13 protein-coding genes, 1 tRNA gene and 1 pseudogene are annotated in these 19,148 nt (G+C 51.3%); 6 read left to right on the top strand and 9 right to left on the bottom strand.

Translation table 11 applies throughout. The features are described from left to right. Window positions 1-13 precede the first annotated feature (13 nt). Complete coding sequence (locus tag AAA857_RS02895) at window positions 14-994, top strand: endonuclease/exonuclease/phosphatase family protein (RefSeq protein WP_338172936.1); 981 nt, start codon at window positions 14-16, stop codon at window positions 992-994. Between the two features lie 23 nt (window positions 995-1,017). Here the strand turns inward: AAA857_RS02895 and AAA857_RS02900 are convergent, their stop codons facing one another. The 3 genes and pseudogenes from AAA857_RS02900 to AAA857_RS02910 all read right to left on the bottom strand — a co-directional run. Next, window positions 1,018-1,407, bottom strand: coding sequence for a hypothetical protein (locus AAA857_RS02900; RefSeq protein WP_338172939.1), 390 nt, complete (start codon window positions 1,405-1,407; stop codon window positions 1,018-1,020). Window positions 1,408-1,489: 82 nt separating this feature from the next. Then, a complete protein-coding gene (locus tag AAA857_RS02905) occupies window positions 1,490-2,623 on the bottom strand; it encodes a fasciclin domain-containing protein (RefSeq protein ID WP_338172941.1) in 1,134 nt (377 codons plus the stop codon). 7 nt (window positions 2,624-2,630) lie between these two features. After that, window positions 2,631-5,318: pseudogene (locus tag AAA857_RS02910) on the bottom strand (fasciclin domain-containing protein); the annotation flags it as partial. A 278-nt stretch (window positions 5,319-5,596) separates the two neighbouring features. Between AAA857_RS02910 and AAA857_RS02915 the strand changes: the two are divergent. The 4 genes from AAA857_RS02915 (at window position 5,597) to pgk (ending at window position 11,290) form a co-directional block, all read left to right on the top strand. After that, on the top strand, window positions 5,597-5,941 hold the full coding sequence (locus tag AAA857_RS02915; RefSeq protein ID WP_338172943.1) for a helix-turn-helix domain-containing protein: 345 nt from the start codon (window positions 5,597-5,599) through the stop codon (window positions 5,939-5,941). 205 nt (window positions 5,942-6,146) lie between these two features. Next, window positions 6,147-9,281 carry a thrombospondin type 3 repeat-containing protein gene (locus tag AAA857_RS02920; protein WP_338172945.1) on the top strand — a complete coding sequence of 1,045 codons (3,135 nt, stop codon included), beginning with the start codon at window positions 6,147-6,149 and terminating at the stop codon, window positions 9,279-9,281. 103 nt (window positions 9,282-9,384) lie between these two features. Next, window positions 9,385-9,945: a cysteine hydrolase family protein gene (locus AAA857_RS02925; RefSeq protein WP_338172947.1), complete on the top strand. Its 561-nt coding sequence runs from the start codon at window positions 9,385-9,387 to the stop codon at window positions 9,943-9,945. A gap of 82 nt (window positions 9,946-10,027) precedes the next feature. Then, on the top strand, window positions 10,028-11,290 hold the full coding sequence (gene pgk / locus AAA857_RS02930) for a phosphoglycerate kinase (RefSeq protein ID WP_338172949.1): 1,263 nt from the start codon (window positions 10,028-10,030) through the stop codon (window positions 11,288-11,290). 2 nt (window positions 11,291-11,292) lie between these two features. Here pgk and AAA857_RS02935 read toward each other — a convergent pair. Continuing rightward, window positions 11,293-11,365: transfer RNA gene (locus tag AAA857_RS02935), tRNA-Thr, on the bottom strand. An 84-nt stretch (window positions 11,366-11,449) separates the two neighbouring features. Between AAA857_RS02935 and AAA857_RS02940 the strand changes: the two genes are divergently transcribed. Next, window positions 11,450-12,709: an amidohydrolase family protein gene (locus AAA857_RS02940; protein WP_338172951.1), complete on the top strand. Its 1,260-nt coding sequence runs from the start codon at window positions 11,450-11,452 to the stop codon at window positions 12,707-12,709. On the opposite strand, the gene AAA857_RS02945 is transcribed toward AAA857_RS02940, so the two are convergent. The 5 genes from AAA857_RS02945 to AAA857_RS02965 form a co-directional block, all read right to left on the bottom strand. Next, a complete protein-coding gene (locus tag AAA857_RS02945) occupies window positions 12,710-13,243 on the bottom strand; it encodes a hypothetical protein (RefSeq protein ID WP_338172953.1) in 534 nt (177 codons plus the stop codon). A 12-nt stretch (window positions 13,244-13,255) separates the two neighbouring features. Then, window positions 13,256-14,437, bottom strand: a complete 1,182-nt coding sequence (cax, locus tag AAA857_RS02950; RefSeq protein WP_338172955.1) for a calcium/proton exchanger — start codon at window positions 14,435-14,437, stop codon at window positions 13,256-13,258. A gap of 42 nt (window positions 14,438-14,479) precedes the next feature. After that, window positions 14,480-17,713 carry a hypothetical protein gene (locus AAA857_RS02955; RefSeq protein WP_338172957.1) on the bottom strand — a complete coding sequence of 1,078 codons (3,234 nt, stop codon included), beginning with the start codon at window positions 17,711-17,713 and terminating at the stop codon, window positions 14,480-14,482. Window positions 17,714-17,809: 96 nt separating this feature from the next. Further along, on the bottom strand, window positions 17,810-18,517 hold the full coding sequence (locus AAA857_RS02960) for a CDP-alcohol phosphatidyltransferase family protein (RefSeq protein ID WP_338172958.1): 708 nt from the start codon (window positions 18,515-18,517) through the stop codon (window positions 17,810-17,812). A gap of 61 nt (window positions 18,518-18,578) precedes the next feature. Continuing rightward, a complete protein-coding gene (locus tag AAA857_RS02965) occupies window positions 18,579-19,118 on the bottom strand; it encodes an adenylate kinase family protein (protein ID WP_338172960.1) in 540 nt (179 codons plus the stop codon). Window positions 19,119-19,148 lie beyond the last annotated feature (30 nt).

The following is a 19,148-nucleotide window of genomic DNA, read 5'->3' on the forward strand; positions in this document are numbered from 1 at the left end:
AAAAGCGGATTTTATGAACGGGGGTGAGAAGGGTCTTCAAGCGCTCAGCCTCATCGCGATTGTCATTCTCTCTATCGTGGCCATTGACCTTCTAAACGAACCGGAACAAGACCCTGAAATCGTTTACGTACTCATTGATAACCGAGTCACCATCGATGAAAATTTCACCGCTGAAGAACTGGACCGAAGCGAGGTTGCACGCGTTGCTACATTCAACATCAAGGTTTTTGGTGACACAAAAATGAGCAATGTTACGGTCGTTGCAGAATTGGTAGAACTCTTCCAGGACTACGACATGGTAGCCGTCCAGGAGATCAAAGACATCGACGAGGAAGTTCCGTACTTATTCCTGAATGAATTAAACGGTATTGCAGGTCAAGAAAACCTCACCAACCAATCGAGGGAATGGGAGATGGTGCTCTCTGAGCGCAGCGGCATGCAAGATGATGACAAGAATTCTCAAGAGCAATATGCGTTTTATTACAAGCCTACGGTATTTACGTCGATGGACAACGGAACCTTGTACGATGACAGCACCAACGATTCCTTTCAACGGGAACCGTTCCTTGCGACCTTCATGCTTTTGGACACCAATGGAGAAGAAACCGGCACGGACATCGTTTTTGTCAACATCCACACCAAACCCACCCTTGCGGTTGAGGAACTGGGAGCCCTCGGCGACGTGCTTTCATGGGCACAAACCAATTATTCCGATGATGACGACTACGTTATTCTTGGTGATTTCAATGGCGATTGCTCTTATGCATCTTACAACGAATTGGTGGACCTGTCCATCTCCTCAGAGAATTATACCTGGCTGATTCCAGATGATGCCGATACAACAGTGGGCAACTCACGTTGTGCCTACGACCGGATCGTGACTTCAAGTCAATTGGATGAGCGCCTAACAGGTCAGTGGGGCATTGACGAAACCGTGAGCAGTGGAGCGGTTTCCGACCACAAGCCGGTCTGGTTTGACATCAAGCGAATTTGATCCTGCTCGATGAACCCCTTGCCTCAATAGACGAGTTGGACATCCGCTGCAGTGGCCAAGGCAATGACGCCAGGTGGGCCGCTCCATTCAATTCGGTCGTCAGCAACAAAGAGGGCGCCGTCTCCTTCACTGTGGCCGAGGACGGCTTTCACTGAAGCAAAGGAACAGTAAAGCGTTGCTCCAGAAACAATGACTTCCATGAAGTTCGTAATCATGGATGTGTCGGCTCCCATTTCTGCATCGAGTTCTTTGATGTATGAAGGGTCGAGAAACCGGGTCCCTGCAGCAGCAAAGAAGACGCTCACTTGGTGCCCGTCTTGAATGGCTTGTGCTGCACATGCAAGTCCAACAATGGATTTGATCGTGTCATTTTTCGGCTCGGATACAAAGTTTACAAAGACGCTTTTGCCCATGCTGTATAGAGCAGCCCGCAAAATATCAATGTATCTCATCCTCAAGGAAGTGAAGCCTCATCGATTGAAACGGTGTTTTGTCTCAGCCGTAGAGTTTCCATTCGGTACCGGTCCACCAGTAGGTGTTTCCATTGTCCATGGACCTCCAGGTATATCCACCTTCATCGGTCCATTGCCGAACCACTGTGGGTTCAGCCACGACGGGTTGTACCGCCACCGGGTGGGGAATGACCTCAACCGTCTGAATCGGTTGAACCGCCTGCGCGGGCTGAGCAACGTATGCTGGGGTCGCAACCTGTTGGGCCGGTTGGGCTTGTTGGGCATATTGAGCGCTGTAGTCAACGGTTGCAGCAATGGGTTGAGAGTTGGTAATGATACCAAGTTCGGAGAGATCCTTCTGAACTTCTTCGTCAGAGGCTCGGGACCTCAAGAAAAGAACGGCCCCTAGGGCTCCAATTAGGCCAACTGCAACAAACGAGATGATGGTCATCAAACCGCCTTCATCGTCTTCTGAGGATACACCGTCTCCAGACGCGTCGTCAACGGCTTCTTCGGGCGGCATGAGAACAGCGTCAATCACGTGGATGATTCCGTTTGATGTCATGACGTCCGCTAGTGTGATGTTGGCTCCGTTGATTCCTGTTGTTAAGGAAAGGGTCGTGTTATCGCCGTTCACCATTTGCAGCATCATGCCTTCGCTAATGTTCGAAGCTTGGACTGAGCCAGAATGGACGTGGTACAGGAGGATGTCGGTAAGGGCCGCTTTCCCTTCTGGTGTGTCAAGCGATGTGAGGTCAATGCCTGCGTCAATGAACGCTTGATCGGTAGGTGCAAACAGAGTGAATGGACCGTCGCCCTGAAGCGTTTCAAGCAGTTCTGCTTGAATGACGGCAGCCACAAGCGAGTTGTGAATGCCCGTGCATTGAGCGGTGCGGGGAATGTTGTTTGGCGTGGCGGTTGGTGTCAGCACCTTATCGATGACGTGGATGACGCCGTTGCTGGTGTTCACGTCTGCGAGGGTCACATTCGCACCGTTGACCATAACCCCAGTTCCTACGGTAAAGGCGAGAGGTTGGCCGTTGACGGCGTTCGCCGTCATGCATTCGGTCACAGCGGAAGCCGGCACTGAACTTGGGACCACGTGGTACAACAGGATGTTGGACAGCGCCGTCTTTCCCTTCAGGAGTGTCGAGCGATGTGAGGTCAATGCCTGCATCTGCAAAGGCTTGATCGGTGGGTGCAAACAGAGTAAACGGACCGTCGCCCTGAAGCGTTTCAAGCAGTTCTGCTTGAATGACGGCAGCAACAAGGGAGTTGTGGATGCCGGTGCATTGAGCGGTACGAGGGAGGTCGTTTGGTGTTGAGGTTGGCGTCAAGACCTTGTCAATGACGTGAATGACACCGTTGCTGGTGTTCACGTCTGCAAGAGTTACGTTGGCACCGTTAACCATCACTCCGGTTCCGACGGTGAAGGCAAGAGGTTGGCCGTTGACGGCGTTCGCCGTCATGCATTCGGTCACAGCGGAAGCCGGCACTGCACTTGGGACCACGTGGTACAACAGGATGTTGGACAGCGCAGTCTTTCCCTCAGGAGTGTCGAGCGATGCGAGGTCAATGCCTGCATCTGCAAAGGCTTGATCGGTAGGTGCAAACAGAGTAAACGGACCGTCGCCCTGAAGCGTTTCAAGCAGTTCTGCTTGAATGACTGCAGCCACAAGCGAGTTGTGAATGCCCGTGCATTGTGCGGTACGAGGGAGGTCGTTTGGTGTTGAGGTTGGCGTCAAGACCTTGTCAATGACGTGAATGACACCGTTGCTGGTTGCGATATCAGCGTCGACGACGGTTGCTCCATTGACCATGACGCTGTCGCCAACGGTAAAGGAAAGCGGGTTTCCATTAACCGTTGGAGCAGACATGCAATCGGTCACGTTTGCTGCAGGCACTTCTCCACTCAACACATGGTAGAGGAGAATATCAGACAGTGCAGCCTTTCCTTCAGGTGTGTCAAGGTCGGCAAGAACAATGCCTGCGTCAATGAACGCCTGGTCGGTTGGGGCAAATACCGTGAACGGTCCATCGCCTTGAAGGGTGGGCAGCAATCCAGCCTGGACGACGCTCGCAACGAGTGAGTCGTGAATGCCGGTGCATTCTGCAGTGCGAGGGATGTCTCGGGGGGTTTCAGTCGGGGACAGAACCTTGTCGATGACGTGAATGACACCGTTGCTGGTGTTCACGTCTGCAAGGGTGACCGTTGCGTCGTTAACCATGACGCTGTCACCAACGGTGAAGGAGATCGGGTTGCCGTTAACGGTTGGGGCTGAGAGACATTCGGTCACTGCAGAGGATTGGACTTCTCCAGAAACAACGTGATAGAGAAGGATATCAGTCAGCGCTGCCTTTCCTTCAGGAGTGTCAAGAGCGGCCAAATCGATGCCTGCATCAGCAAACGCTTGGTCGGTGGGTGCGAACAAGGTGAACGGTCCGGTTCCTTGCAGTGTTTCAAGCAGTTCTGCTTGGATGACACCGGCTACAAGCGAGTTGTGAATGCCCGTGCACTGAGCCGTTCGTGGAATGTTGTTGGGGGTGTCGGTGGGCGTGAGAACCTTGTCGATCACGTGAATCACTCCATTGCTGGTGGCCACGTCAGGTAGCGTGACATTGGCCCCGTTAACCATGACTCCGTTGTTCACGGTAAAGGAGAGAGGTTGTCCATTCACAGCAGTTGCTGACATGCATTCGGTAACCGCTGAAGAAGGAACCTCTCCTGAGACTACGTGATAGAGAAGGATGTCGGTAAGGACCTGCTTTCCAGCTGGAGTGTCAAGTGCCGCCAAGTCAATACCAGCATCAGCGAAGGCTTGGTCAGTCGGTGCGAACAAGGTGAACGGCCCGGGTCCTTGCAGTGTTTCAAGCAGTTCTGCTTGGATGACGCCCGCTACAAGTGAGTCGTGAATACCGGTGCACTGCGCAGTCCTTGGAATGTTGTTGGGGGTGCTCGTAGGCGTGAGAACCTTGTCGACGACGTGGATTACTCCGTTGCTGGTGAAGACATCGGGGATCGTGACGTTAGCATCGTTAACCATGACACCGGTTCCTACGGTGAAGGACAGAGGTTGACCGTTTGCTGCATCAGCCACCAAACAATCGGTGACGGCTGAAGCGGGGACTTCAGAAGAGACGACGTGGTAGAGAAGAATATCTGAAAGGGTCTGCTTTCCAGTTGGATTGTCAAGGGCGGCCAAATCGATGCCTGCATCGGCGAAAGCTTGGTCCGTTGGAGCAAAAACCGTGAAGGGTCCTGTCCCCTGTAGAGTGGAGAGAAGGTCCGCTTGAATGACCGCAGCAACAAACGAATCGTGAATCCCTGTTGATTGGGCTGTTGCGGGAATATCAGGGAGGGGTGGCGTCAGTACCTTATCGATGACATGAATCACTCCATTAGAGGCAAAGACGTCTTCGATGGTGATGTTTGCGTCATTGACCATCCGTGAATCGCCGAGGCCGTCCCCATCAATGTCGGTAGCAGGGTCGGCGGTGATGGCCAGTATGTCTCCGTTTTCTGCGGTGAGGTTGTCTCCATCGTTCAGGTCTCCAGACTCATAATCTCCGGCTACCACGTGATACAGAAGAATGTCCGTTAGAGTAGCATTCTCTTCAGGAGTGTCGAAATCCGCCAAATCGATTCCAGCATCAATGAACGCTTGGTCGGTTGGAGCAAAGACGGTAAACGGTCCGGTACCTTGCAGGGTAGCCACGAGGCCAGCATGGGTCAGCGCAGCCACGAGAGAATCGTGCACGCCAGTTCCTGCTGCATTGGTAGGTATATCTTGGGTTGCATCGGCGCTGACGTTAAGCGGGAGGCTTGAGGCAACAAGCAACGTGAGCATCAAATAAACGGCAATTTTCTTCATAACTTTCCAGCGTCAGATTTGTGTATATAATGGGCTGTTTTTTTCAAAGAAACTAACAATTGACCGACCGGGTAGGAGAGAGCGGGAATGAAAACAGTTCACTGCGAGGCATATTCATTCTAAAAAAAGAAGCGAAAAAATGTACTCTACCCGGGAGATCTTTCCGCGCAGAGAACCTAAAGGCCGAGTTATTCATTTGAAACCAACATGCTCGCCAACGAACAGCATGAGGCTGCACGCCATAGAAATGATATACTTAGAATCAAGTCATTCTCAGAATGAGTGAGATGATTGAACAAGATTGCGACCCAGTTTTTGCCCGCGTTGACAAATTGCTCGCTCTGTTAAACAAATCAAAATCTCTTCACATCCTCCTCATTCTCAATCTAAAGGGTCAACCGATGCGGTTTTCTACGATTAAGAGTCAGATAAATTCATCTTCAACTACGATCGCTCGTCGACTCGGTGAACTTGAAAGAAGTGGCCTTGTAGAGCGAAAAATCCACCCCACAGCGCCTTCAGTCGTAACCTACGGCCTTACCGAAGACGCTCGACACCTCGCTCCATCGATTCAATCCATGTACGACTGGATTGTCAAACGCGACATCAATATTGTCATTTGAGCACTCAATATCGCATCAATGGGCCAACCAACGATGGATTGCCGTAGGTGCTAATTGCGTTTGAATGGGTACCCTTTGCCCGTTCCTAAAAGACACCAACTGTAAAGTGCCAGCGACGGGCATGACGTTAGAAAAAAAACCATTTTCCTCATTTGTAACAGAAATGATACCAAAGCATATTTTAAACATACCTCGTGGGTAAATCATGCGTGCATGTGTGGTGATTGGATTGTTGCTGGCGGTTTTTGCGTCACCGCTGCTGACTCAAACCCCATCCCTTGATTCCGTCAATGATGATGTGATGCACTCAAGTCCGATGCAGGCATCAATTTCACCAACTACAGGTTGGACCACTGGTGGGGAAGAAATCACCATCACAGGAAGCGGCTTTTCCAACCTCGCCTTCTCCAATACAACCGACGATGGAATCAACCATCAATGGGCGAAGACGACCATGGACTATTCTGTTCAAGCCGGCACATGGAACGCCGTTGACGTCGATTCAAACGGCCACATCCACGTCGTGCAAATTAAGGATGGAAATTACGAAATCCGGCACAGTGTCAATGATGGAACCGGTTGGAATTCAGGAAAAATCAAGGATTGTGGGAACACATATTGTTGGGACATCCACATGGTCATTGATGATAATGACCACATACACTTGGCCTACACAACATACACTCAATGGGCTGAAACGCTGGTCTACATGAACTACGATGGAACGACCTGGACGGATACCTCGGTTTCATCCTCCGCTCATTTTGGCCCAATCGGTATCGCAGTTGACTCGAGCAACCATCCACACATCTCCTATGCTGCCAACGGAGCAGATCAATGCGGTAACGGACTTCGCATTGCCTCTTACACCGGAACCGCTTGGTCACACAATACTGTTGTGGCGGGAAATAATCGTGGTTGTGATTCCGCCATTGTCATTGATGAAAGCGATAATATCTACATCGCCTATCAAAACCGTGACTCCTCAAAATTGATGATCGCCACGGACAAAAGTGGTTCTTGGGACTCCTATTTGGTAGATACAGGAACATCCCCGAGCAATTTGTATCCAGGGTACATGACATCGATGGCCATGGACGGGCAAGGACAATTCCATATTGCTCATCAAGATAGCAAAGAGGATGACTTGCGATACTCTACGGGCGCTCCGAACAGCGGGTGGACGACCACTGTTGTGGAATCAACTGGGAGTACAGGACGGGACCCTTCAATCGCAGTTGATGCTGCTGACCAACCGCATATTGTCTACCACACATGGTCGGGACAGAATTTGAAATACGCAACAATCGATCCGGTCACCACCAATTGGGCCGTAACCACAATGGCGAGTGGTGCTGATGTTGGCGAGGGGAATTCAATTGTCATCGATGAAAGCGGGGTTATGCACGTTCCTTTTAGTGACGGTACAAGTGAGGTTCTGAAGTACGCTACAAAATCAACAGGTTTGGTTCAAACGAAGGAAATAACGGTTCAATTTGGTCAATACGGCTCCATGACCGGGGCCGTGGTCAACGACACCACAATTCGGGTATCCACGCCTGCCACCAGCGCCGCTGCAACCGTTTCATTGAGCCTTTGGGATAAGGACGGAAATGAACATCCATTGTCCCCCACGTTTCAATCGATCGATCAAAACGACCTTGATGGCGATGGTGTGCTGAACGCCAACGATGACTGTCCGAATGTTGCAGGAACCTCCGACCTTGATGTCAATGGATGCCCAGATGATGATGGCGATGGCTACAGCAATGCTGGCGACGCCTTCCCCAATAATGTTCTCGAGTGGATGGACGCTGATGGCGACGGGGTTGGCGACAATGCCGATGCCTTCCCAAACGATGCCAACGAAACCTTGGACAGCGATGGTGATGGCGCCGGGGACAACAGCGACGCCTTCCCTTTGAATTCCCTTGAGCGATTCGATTCTGATGGCGATGGTGTCGGCGATAATGCCGATGTCTTTCCAAATAACCCCAATGAAACCACGGACAGCGATGGCGATGGCCTCGGAGATAACGGTGACGCCTTTCCAAACAACGCATACGAACAATACGACTCCGATGGCGATGGTGTGGGTGATAATTCCGACGCCTTCCCCAATGATTCAAGTGAATCTCTCGACCATGATGCCGATGGTGTCGGCGACCTGAACGACCTTTGCTCAAACACAGCGCAGAATGCCCAAGTAGATGCAACCGGCTGTTCGCAAGCTCAGTTGGATTCAGATGGCGATGGAATCGTGAATACGCTGGATGCGTTTCCAATACTTTCGACGCAATGGGCAGATACGGATGGCGACGGCTACGGCGATAATTGGGGAGATTCCGAGTGGAACGAGAGCCGAATGCCAGAATGGCCCGGTGTCTTTGTCATCGGGGCCGTACAATCGGATTATTGCCCAGATGTTTCTGGAAATTCAACCGCCGATGGTTTCTATGGCTGTATCGATGAGGACGGCAATGGAATCCCTGATCAGCTCCAGCAAGAAAAAACAAATCAAACCGATGAAGGAAACGAGACACAGACTCCCCTCGACTCCGATAACGATGGCGTTTCTGATGCAGAGGACAATTGTCCGGATTCACCTCCAGAGGATGTCGTTGATTCATACGGTTGCGCAATCAACGAAACACAAGGTGATGGTGAATCATCTTCTCCCCTTGAATCGTTCTTCGCAGGCGATGCTGGTGCAGTGACAACCACTGTGGGGATTGGAGCGATTCTTCTTGCTCTGTTCACGGTCCTCCAAACCAATGCAGTGGCGGCCATACTGCCCGATACGTTCCGTTGGGTTCAGGTATTGCGCACCAATTCCAAATTGTCAAAAGAAGAAGAGAACGAACTAACCTATCTCCAATCCCTGGTGCAAGCATATTATGACAATCCGCAAGAATTGGTGGATGAATTGAATCTGTTGAGGGGCGACCTCACTGGCCGGTACACCAATAATGAGATCAAAAAAGACACCCGCGAAAAGTTGTTTACCCTCATCGATGATTTACTCATCGCCCCTCCGCAGGAATTGTATCGCATTGCTCACAACGACGCTTATTTCGGCTTAGCGGGCACCTTGGATTCTGAAGACCGCAGTAAACTCCTTGAGGAAAAAATCGCAATGAGTGAATTTTCCGAACCGGCTGCAGCAGATTCAACCGATCACTACGCCCCTCAAGGCACAGATGATTCGGAACCACCGGTCAATGCAAGTGGCCTTGTCAGAGATGACGGCTTTGAATGGTTGGAATCCCCCCAAGCCAGCGGCGTTTGGTGGTACCGTGTTGCCCACAGCAATCAATCGTGGCAAAAGTGGCAATCGTGAACATTGTGCATGCGAAGCCAAAAGATGCCTATCCGCAGTTGCATTTGGTCCCGACCATTGACTCTATGAACCAGTAAATCAGCCGGAAAATAAGGGTCCTCGCATGTCAAGCCAAGCCAACGAACCTCTTCTTCTGCTCATCGACCTGCAAAAAGGGTTTGACCATCCGAAATGGGGGGCGCGAAACAATCCTGAGTTTGTCGATAATGCAAAAAGAGTCCTTGCTCATTGGCGAGCGACCAAACAACCCATCGTTCACGTACGACACGCTTCAACCGAACCGGGTAGCCCACTTGCTCCTGCTGAGCAGGGCTACGAATTCTACGATTGGGCAACCCCTGAAGATGGTGAAATGGAGGTGGTCAAGCAGGTCAACAGTTGCTTCATTGGAACAGGTCTGAGCGACCACCTCAAACATCACGGCTTCAATCAATTGGTCGTCCTCGGACTGACGACCAACCACTGCATTTCAACCAGTGTCCGCATGGCTGGTAACCTTGGATTTGATGTGATATTAGTTGGAGATGCTTGCGCTACGTTCCCCCGCCATTCACCCGACGGAACAGAATATTCAGCAGACTTGATTCATGACACGGCTCTTACAAGCTTGCACGGTGAGTTTTGTACCGTTTCCAATACAAACGACCTCATCAACGCTCAGTAAGTTCTTTCCACTCCTTTTTTGGAGATTTCCAATCCTTAATTCAACGGGAGGGATGAAAAGCCCAAGGGCCCTGGGAAGGACAATGGCCAATGTCCTGACTTTGGACGATGTCAACGTAGACGGGAAGACCGTTTTGTTGCGTGTCGACATCAACAGCCCGCTTGACCCGGCCACCAAGTCCTTTCTTGACGATACGCGAATTAAGGCCATTCTGCCAACCATTCAACGACTGGTGAAAGCAAAGGTCATCATTCTCGCCCACCAATCCCGCCCGGGAAAGAACGACTTCACCAGTACCTTGGGTCACGCTCGCGAGTTGGGAAGATTGCTTGGACGGCCGGTCAAGTGGACCGATGATATTCACGGCGACAAAGCCATGGCAGCAATTGAATCCATGGAAAACGGGCAACTGCTGATGCTCAATAACGTACGAATGGATGAAGAGGAACAGTCCGTAAAAAATGACCCCGTCGCATCCGCAGAAACTCAACTCGTGCAAAAATTGGCAAGCGTTGCCGACCTCTATGTCAACGACGCTTTTGCTTGCGCTCACCGCTCAACACCGTCCATCGTTGGGTTTTCTACCCTGATTCCTTGTGTTGCTGGTGAATTGATGGGCAACGAGATCAAAAAGTTGGACATGGCACTTGAAACACCCGTTCGACCTTGTTTAGCAGTGCTCGGAGGCGTCAAGGTTGACGATTCCATACAAGTAGCTGACAACATGTTACGCGGTGGAATTGCCGACGAATTGTGGCCGACTGGAGGTGTTGCAAACTTGCTGCTTGATTTGGCTGGAATCGACATCGGAGACATCAACCGGAAGTTCCTCAAGAATGAACTGGGAGACCAATGGAAAACGACCGTTGCTCAAGCGCGAACCCTCATCGATGATTACGGGTCCAAGATCCACTTGCCTGTTGATGTGGCCGCGAACATTGAAGGGAATCGCGTTGACCTGAAGGTCAAGGACCTCCCCATTGAGGCACCACTCTTTGACCTTGGAATCGAATCCATTCTCTACCTTTCTGCTGCAATAAAGCGTGCAGGAACCATCGTGCTCAACGGACCTGCTGGAGTCTTTGAAATCACTGACTTCGCCTTTGGAACCGTTGAGATGCTCAACGCTTGTGCTGAATCCTCAGGCTATGCTGTCATGGGCGGCGGACATACAGCGACCTTGGTTGCAAAGCGCGGCATCGCACACAAGATGGGGCATGTCTCCACCGGTGGTGGAGCGTGTTTGGATTATATTGCAGGCAGGCCCCTCCCAGGCGTTGTGAGTTTGGAAGAGAGTGCCCTGGCCTTCTCAATGGACATCACAACCACGGTTGACAGTGTTTGAGGAGCCACTGGGGAGATTCGAACTCCCGACCTTCTGATTACGAATCAGATGCTCTACCAGCTAAGCCACAGTGGCGGCGTTTTCACGGCCGAGCCAATCAATCATAAGGGGCTCGGTGAGAACACTAGCGTTCTTGAAGCATGACTCCGAGGAGAGGGCATGACCGATGCAACCACCGTCCGATACCGCAACACGGTATTGTACGACCATGGTGGGGAAAAAGTCACAGGGGACATCTTGCTTCATCACGACGGAACGTGGTCTGCGTCGAACGGAGACGAAGATGTCGTGGACGATATTGACGGTTCCCAACGCTTGATCACTCGAAGCTTCCAAAACTGGCATACGCACCTCGCCATGCAACTCAATGCACGCGATTTCAGCGACGGTTTTCCCCTCCACCGGTGGCTCAATGAAGCCATCTTTCCTACTGAAGCGCGCATTACACCGGATTATGTTCGCATGGGTTCTCGCTGTGCTGCTGCTGAGATGATTCGAACTGGAAGCACCTTTGCTGCAGACATGTACTTCTTTCCTTCAGTGACTGGGGAAGTCCTTACTGAGGCAGGAATCCGAGGCCTCATCGGGGGACCTGTTAGCGACTCTGCATTGCCGAGCCACGACGATGCGGCTTCGGCACTCAGTGAGTTGGACGGCCTTCTTGCCACCAACAACGAGAGCGATTTGGTTCAGTATGCCATCGCAACACACTCTGTGTATTTGTGCACTGAAGACACGTTGCGCCGTGCTTCAGAATTGGCTGAAAAGCGACAATCTCGGCTTCACATCCACGTGAGTGAAACACGAAAAGAAATTGCTGATTGCCACGAAAGTACCGGCAAGTACCCCATCGAGTATCTTGACAGCATTGACTTCTTCCAACCCGGGACCGTATGCGCTCACGCCTCGTGGGTAAAGAAAAACGAAATCCGGTTGCTAAAGCAACACGAGGCAACGGCCGTTCACTGCCCCTCCTCTAACATGAAACTTGCTTGCGGGGGCACACTTTCCCTCCCTGCATACATGGAAGCTGGGGTTGACGTTCGGCTCGGAACCGATGGAGCGGCATCTTCTGGAAACGGACTCAACATGCAAGCTGAAGCTCGACTCGCTTCGCTTGTTCAACGGCATGACCATTGGGACCCAACCATCCTGCCAGCAGTCGACGCCATGGGCCTCGCCACCAAAGGGAGCAAGGACTGGGCAGTTTGGGACTTGAACGACGTCCGAATGCGCCCAAGAGGACGTACTGATAACCGTCACTTGGCCAACCTGATTTTCAATGGAGCGGAATGCCTTGACCTTTGGGTAAACGGACAAGCAGTGCGAAAAGATGGAACGACCCTCACGCTTGACGAACTGTCGATTTTGGACGAGATCGACGGTGCTGTAGCAACCTATTACGAAGGTGTAGAATAATCACTTCATTCGGGAATATGCAAAGCCTGCAATGCCCAGAAGGAAGAAGAGGAAATAGAGACCGAACGACGCATGAAGGTGCACTTCGTAGTCAAACATGACTTCTGAACTCGAGAATGAAGGTGCTCCGGGAAGGGTTCCTAGCCCTGCATAATGAATCCCCGGTGCTACGGTCCATTGCAACCCCTCGGTGCCGTCCATGCCTACAGCGATAACATCGGCATCGTTGGCCGTGCAACTGCTCCCTGTTTCAAATCCACCAAGGACTCCTGATGATTCACATCTTAATTTTTCATCTTCGTCAACAATGACGACGTAAATGTCATCTCGGTCCCAGTTGAGGGTTAAATCGGCCGTAACAATGGCGCCTAAGGAATGTTCAGGAAGGGCTTCGTTAGCAAAAACAGTTTTTCCGCCAGTGGTGACCACATCAATACTCGTTGTCCCTTCAACGGTGAAGCCAACGGTTCCTGCAAGAACAAGAATCAAAGCTGCCCCCATCATTGAGTAGCCAATTCGTTCTTGACGCTCCATGGACTCACCTCATCATGCAAAGAAGAAAGCCATCCCGAGAATAGCATAACACGCCAAGGCCATGGCACCTTCCAACCAGTTGGTCTTTCCGTCGGCAAGAATAGAGATGGTGATGAAGACTGAGCCAAAGGCAGCTACCGTTTCAAGGAGGCCAAATTCAAGAGGAAGGGGGACGCCCAAAACCCAGCCCCACAGGACCATAATCGGTGCTACAAAGAGGGCGATCTGAACACTGCTTCCAATAGCGATGGCGATGGAGAGGTCCATCTTGTCCTTTCCAGCGACCAGGACCGCGGTAAAATGCTCTGCAGCATTGCCGAAGAACGGCACCAAGATGACGCCAATAAAGAGTTCAGGCAAGTGCCATTTCTCAACTGTAGTTTCGAGACTGTGGACCAAAATATGGGCCATCCATCCGACGAGAATAGTGGCGAGGATAAGGAGGACCCACGCATCTTTGATGCTCATTTCTGGGTCTTCATGTCCCTCGCCGTGGCCGCCCGATGAAAATTCATTGACGTGTGTTTTCAATTGGAACAACAACGAACAACCGTAAATGAACAGCAACACGAGCGCCGTAGCATACGAGAGTTTCATGACGGCGTCCGATGAGCCACCGTTGTAGTGGAATGCACTTGGGACTATGAGGGCAACAACCGCCAAGACCAACAGGGCACCGTTCATTTGTCCGCTTTGATTTGAGAAGGTTTGCTCACTGTGCTTAATTCCCCCGTACAACATGGCCAAGCCCAAAACAAGCAAGAGGTTGCCCAAGATTGACCCGATGAGTGAGGCCTGTGTTACGGTAACCATGGTATCGACAACGGCTGGATTCTGAGAGGCTGCATAGAGCGCCATGCCCGCGATGATCATCTCAACAGCATTGCCAAACGTCGCATTCAGGAGACCGCCCACAGCCTCTCCCGTTCGTAGAGCGATTTCTTCTGTGGCCTTGCCCATCAAGAAGGCAAGTGGTGCAATGGCAATCATTGAGAAGACAAACGCCATTTGGAGCGAGTGCTGGAAGTTGAAGTACAGGGTGATGGGGAGCGCTAAAAGCAGCCAGTTCAACGTGTTATTCTTCGGGTTTAAGATATCTACAAGCCGTTTGAACTGTGCTTCGGCAACCTCAGCAAGTTCCTCGATTGATTCTTTTTCTGCTTCAATAATCATTGATTGTGGGGCTTCGGACATGGCGATTCCTCAATTTCAAACGGTTGCACGCGTATGCTGCTCTCAGTCATCAGACTTCTTCACAGCACGGCGCCTAACTGGAGCCTTGCGTGGAGCAGCGCGACGGCCGACTGAACGACGGACTGCCTTCTTCTTGGGCCTCTCGTCCTCATCGTCGTCGTCGTCATCGTCATCGTCATCGTCGTCGTCGTCATCGTCGTCGTCGTCGTCGTCATCCTCGGGTTCAGTCTTCTTTCGACGGCGTTCTTTGCGTTGAATGATATTGATTGCGAACGGATCATCTTCCTCTTCCTCTTCCTCAACCTGCTTTTCTCCATCTTCGGCAGCAGATTCTTCTTTGCCTTGGGTATCGGTCACGGAATCCATGTCAAGGTCTTGTGACGTACCGATGAACTCGGTCATCCAATCATCGTCTTCTTCCTCGTCCCCGGACTTCTTCTTCTTCGGCCCGGCCATACTGGTTCGAATCACAAGCAATGATACGAGAATCGCTAGGATGTTAATGACCGCAATGGCCCAAACAAAAACATACGGAGGGTCGGTAAAGGAGGGTTTGATCACTTCGGGCTCAGGCTCGGCTTGGAGCGCTTCTTCATGAGCACAGAATGTGGTTCCATCCAAACGGTTTCGGCAGAAGTCCACGGTGAACTTGACCTGTTCTTGGAGGTCGTTTCCAGCACCATCCGTCGCCCGAACATACAAGGCGTGGTAGCCCGGCTCAAAGTTGCCTGTGTTGATTTCCATGTCAGCGGTAAGCGAGCTGTTGTCTCCGTTGATGTCGGTAACGCCGGTCAGGTCAGCCCAAGGTGTTGAGAGTGAGGAACCGGTTTGTCCGCCGAAGTGGTAAGTGAAGCGGTATTGGAACGAGGTGACAACAACGTCATCGTCAACTCCTGCAAGAATGTTGATTCGGTTTCCATAGAGGTACTTCGAACCGTCATCGCCAGAAGACGGTGCAAAAATAGTGATTTGAGGGACTTGTGCATCGATGGAGAGATGGTCCCAGAATTGATTGACTTCGTTTTCAGATTCATCCTTCATAGTAACCTGAATGATCATGGCTCCTGCGTCAGTGTTAGAGAGAACTGAGAATTCAAAAGAATACAAGGGTCCGAGGTTATCGTTGTTAGCGTTGTTGTTGAGTTCCGTGAGCGGTTCATCAAAGTCAGTAAGTTGTGCTCCTGCGACCGTTGTAATGTTGATGGATGGTGTCGTACTAAGGTCCTCATTAACTTGTAAGCGCATTGAGTATTGTCCTGCGACCAAAGTGGTACTTTCATAGGGGATTCCGTCGCTGTCAAGGATGCTAAGGGTTGAATTCGGGAGCAGCGTATCTTCTGAAACCTTGAATGCGTTAGCACCAAATCCAGCATAGATTTCACTGTTGAAGTTGCCCCACTCGTCCGTGATGGTAATTGCATACCAAACATCTCGGTCTACGTTGCTTGGAATCAGGAATTGGCGAACGAGTGTTTCGGTGGTGAATTCGTTGGTCCCAATGTCGTCCAAAACAATCTCCCATCCATCGCTTTGAATGTTGGAAATCTCGTTTTCATCGACTCCGAACGGTTCTCCATAGTGCCTCCAAATAGCGTATGACTCATTCTGTTCATCTTCGTTAAACCATTCCAAACTGACGAGATTGTCCGCTCCGATGGTGTAGGCTTGCTTGATCCGAGGAGGATTGGGGGCTCGGGTGTCTTCAAACAAAACTTGAGCGTAGTTTTGAACCAGTTGTGTGTAGTGGTAGGTTCCGTTCACGTTGCCGTAAAGCGCTTCTGAAGTCACAAAGTAGAACTGATTGGTACGAAGTTCGTCATCGGGAATCTCAACGTCAAATGTACCAACACCGTCGGAGACGGTGCCGAGCCATTGCAAGGATTGATTCTCAACAAATTGGGAACCTGAGACGCGGTAGGTGCCGTGCCAGATGTGGTAGATCTCGCCTTCAACGCCCATTTGATCGTTCCATGTCACACGGGTTGTTCGGTCACCAAGGAATTCAGCATAAACATTGGTTGGTTCAGCAACCCAGTTGTAAAATGCATTTTCTTCAATGGACCCCGTACAGGAGTTTCCGTCAGTAGCAGTATTGATGACGCCGTTTTCGTCCACCGTCACGACACAGTAGTATGAATATCCGAGGTAGCCTTGGGGGACTGGGATTTGGTAAGAGCCAATGCCTTCAAGAATGTCTTTGACGATCAATTCCACATCGTTTCGTAGAATCGAAGAAAAGGGTTGGTCGGAACGGTAAACGCGGTATGTCTCACCTTCTTCCAATGGAGAATCTCCCCAAGAGATGTTGGTGTAGCCTGCGCCGCTGAGCGGGTCTGCTTCAAATTCAGCGGTGAAGAGGGTGGGTTGTGCTGGCGGAAGGTTGTCCTCAACCACCGGTTCACTCATGGTATTTTGAGCAAGGAAGCGGACGTCTTCATAATCCACACCAGGGTCTGAGTAATTGGGAAGAAGATAGGTGATGGAGTAGTAACTTGAACGCTGGGTTTCGGCAGGCACGTCCACCACATAGGAGGTGGCCGAAGCATCCAACTCAGCAATCGGTGTTTCAGAAGTCAGCAGCGAAGGCCCAAGCAATCGGGTCACTTCGTAATCGGTTTGCCAGATCCGGATGGTTAGCGCATCGGGGCCGGTTTCCGGAAGTGTTTGAGAGAAGGTGTTGTAGTTCACCCAATTGATGGTCGTTTGACTGCTTGGAGCGTCAAAGGTCACAGCAAGAATGTAAGGCGTGTAGACTGCAGTTGTTGTTTCGACGACAGGGAATTCAACGTGGGCTCCATTGATGATGAATTCTCCCGCTTCAGTTCCGTTTGAGAGGGTTGTGGTGATGGCGTAAAAGAAACTTCCATTGGTGCCCGGCGGGACAAGAAAAGACTTCGAATGGCCTGCATGCACTGATGCTTGACAGTTGAAGGGGTTTTGAGATGCATCGGCGACGTCGCAAACTGGAACGGTTGCAAACGGAGTAAGCGTTCCTACATTCATGGCGTCAATAGCGGAGGTATGGCGGTACAAGTTGTATGTTGCACTGAACATGCCTTGAAGTTCTGACCCGCTTGAATCAATGTTCTGCCAGGTCACGACAGTGGTCTCTGTCGTAGGGTCAAACACAGCCTGAATGCCTTGAGCCTGCAGGTTGTAAGGATCGCCCATATCCACGGCTTGCACGTGGGACAAAGGCAAGGTCGCAAGCAACATGCACAATGTCAAAAAAAAGGCGCGTTGAATGCCGTTTCGTTCAGCCGTTGGACTACCCATCAGTGTCTATGTAGCATTCGTCCGTTATGACTATGTCGCTTCTCGGAAGCAAAAAGTGCACATCAACGGGGCGTTTTGCCACCTCCGCTTTTCCTATTATTCATCCTGCTTTTTGGCAGCGGGTTGGGGGAGTGGGTCGGCCTTATCGATGGCTTGAATGTCGCCTTGAGCTTGTTTAAAACGAACAAAAAACGTCCATATCCCTCCCAGGGCGGAGATGAAGACGACGATGCTGAGCGGATTGACGTTGATGTGGTCAAATGGCCCGGGGAATGCTGTTGATGTTGAGAGACCCATCAAGAGCATTACGCCCATAATTACCAACGAAAGAAGCGTCAATACGGTTCGGTCTGCACGAGAAAAACCACGGTAATTTCGGGTCCCGGCTACGGCTTGAGCCTGAGTCCCCATGTACGAACCCAACAACGTGAGCAACGCTGCTGCAAATCCAAGAGCAAGGTCATTGACAAAGACTGATGCGCTCAAACACACCACCCAAGTCGAATCTAAAATGCGGTCAATGGTGTGGTCGAGATAATCGCCCCATCGTGTGACTTCGCCTTTAGCACGAGCCAATGAGCCGTCCAATCCGTCAAAGATCATGGCGAGTCCAATCATCAAGGCTGCCCCGAGCATCCACCAACCGCCGCTGGTTTGGTCGGGAGCGTACATGGCCAGAAGGCCTCCTGCGACGCCAAAAGGAAGCGCAACCCAGGTGATGGTAATGGGGGAGACGTTTGATGCAATCTTCAACATCGGTCCAAGAGCGGCTTCCCAACGACGACGTAGTTTCTCAAGGGCCATGCTTGTTCCACCTCCTTGAGCCTGTTATGGTTTGTGGAGTTAACAAGGAACAAAAGGGGCATTATGAGAGCCAATCGATGGCTCCACGTATTGCTTCTTCCAACGGAGCGCCTTTGCAACCATCGTTCAACCAATCCATGACCATTGCAGCTGCATCTTCAGCGGATTGAGAGGTCGTGTCGACCTCAAGGATAGGGATGTCCACTTCAAACTCCACCAATTCCGACCAATGGCCGGATGTCATTTCCCATTCGACGTTCGAACGAACTTTTCCCTCACCGTAACCGCGCTCTGAGAGCCGTTGCTGAAGGGTTGAGGGAGCGCAGCGGAGAAGAACGATGCCATCAACATCCATCAAATGGGACAGGTGGCCGTCAAGGACTGTACTTTTGTCCCCGTTGAACTCCCATGCATCAGCCAGCGCGTGTATATCGATGGGTGAGGCGCCGTCATCAGGATCTTCAGCCCCCAAACAATCGAGCGACTGTGCGAGGTCTCGCAAACTCAGAACAGACCATCCAGAGCGCTCCAGAACAGCGCAGAGTTCAGTCTTCCCAACGCCAGGGGTGCCGGAAACAGCGATGGTCCGTATTTCGCTCATGGTCGCTGCTCCTGCTTCATGTATGTAAAG

It is taken from the genome of Candidatus Poseidonia alphae, from assembly GCF_943787815.1.
Taxonomy (GTDB): domain Archaea; phylum Thermoplasmatota; class Poseidoniia; order Poseidoniales; family Poseidoniaceae; genus Poseidonia; species Poseidonia alphae.

Excerpts from the sequence above, each read along its gene's own strand:
- AAA857_RS02965 (WP_338172960.1), bottom strand. The coding sequence starts at position 19,118 with ATGAGCGAAATACGGACCATCGCTGTTTCCGGCACCCCTGGCGTTGGG.
- AAA857_RS02900 (WP_338172939.1), bottom strand. The coding sequence starts at position 1,407 with ATGGGCAAAAGCGTCTTTGTAAACTTTGTATCCGAGCCGAAAAATGAC.
- AAA857_RS02955 (WP_338172957.1), bottom strand. The coding sequence starts at position 17,713 with ATGGGTAGTCCAACGGCTGAACGAAACGGCATTCAACGCGCCTTTTTT.
- AAA857_RS02915 (WP_338172943.1), top strand. The coding sequence starts at position 5,597 with ATGAGTGAGATGATTGAACAAGATTGCGACCCAGTTTTTGCCCGCGTT.
- AAA857_RS02925 (WP_338172947.1), top strand. The coding sequence starts at position 9,385 with ATGTCAAGCCAAGCCAACGAACCTCTTCTTCTGCTCATCGACCTGCAA.
- AAA857_RS02945 (WP_338172953.1), bottom strand. The coding sequence starts at position 13,243 with ATGGAGCGTCAAGAACGAATTGGCTACTCAATGATGGGGGCAGCTTTG.
- AAA857_RS02960 (WP_338172958.1), bottom strand. The coding sequence starts at position 18,517 with ATGGCCCTTGAGAAACTACGTCGTCGTTGGGAAGCCGCTCTTGGACCG.
- pgk (WP_338172949.1), top strand. The coding sequence starts at position 10,028 with ATGGCCAATGTCCTGACTTTGGACGATGTCAACGTAGACGGGAAGACC.
- AAA857_RS02905 (WP_338172941.1), bottom strand. The coding sequence starts at position 2,623 with ATGCAGGCATTGACCTCACATCGCTCGACACTCCTGAAGGGAAAGACG.
- AAA857_RS02940 (WP_338172951.1), top strand. The coding sequence starts at position 11,450 with ATGACCGATGCAACCACCGTCCGATACCGCAACACGGTATTGTACGAC.
- AAA857_RS02895 (WP_338172936.1), top strand. The coding sequence starts at position 14 with ATGAACGGGGGTGAGAAGGGTCTTCAAGCGCTCAGCCTCATCGCGATT.
- AAA857_RS02920 (WP_338172945.1), top strand. The coding sequence starts at position 6,147 with ATGCGTGCATGTGTGGTGATTGGATTGTTGCTGGCGGTTTTTGCGTCA.
- cax (WP_338172955.1), bottom strand. The coding sequence starts at position 14,437 with ATGTCCGAAGCCCCACAATCAATGATTATTGAAGCAGAAAAAGAATCA.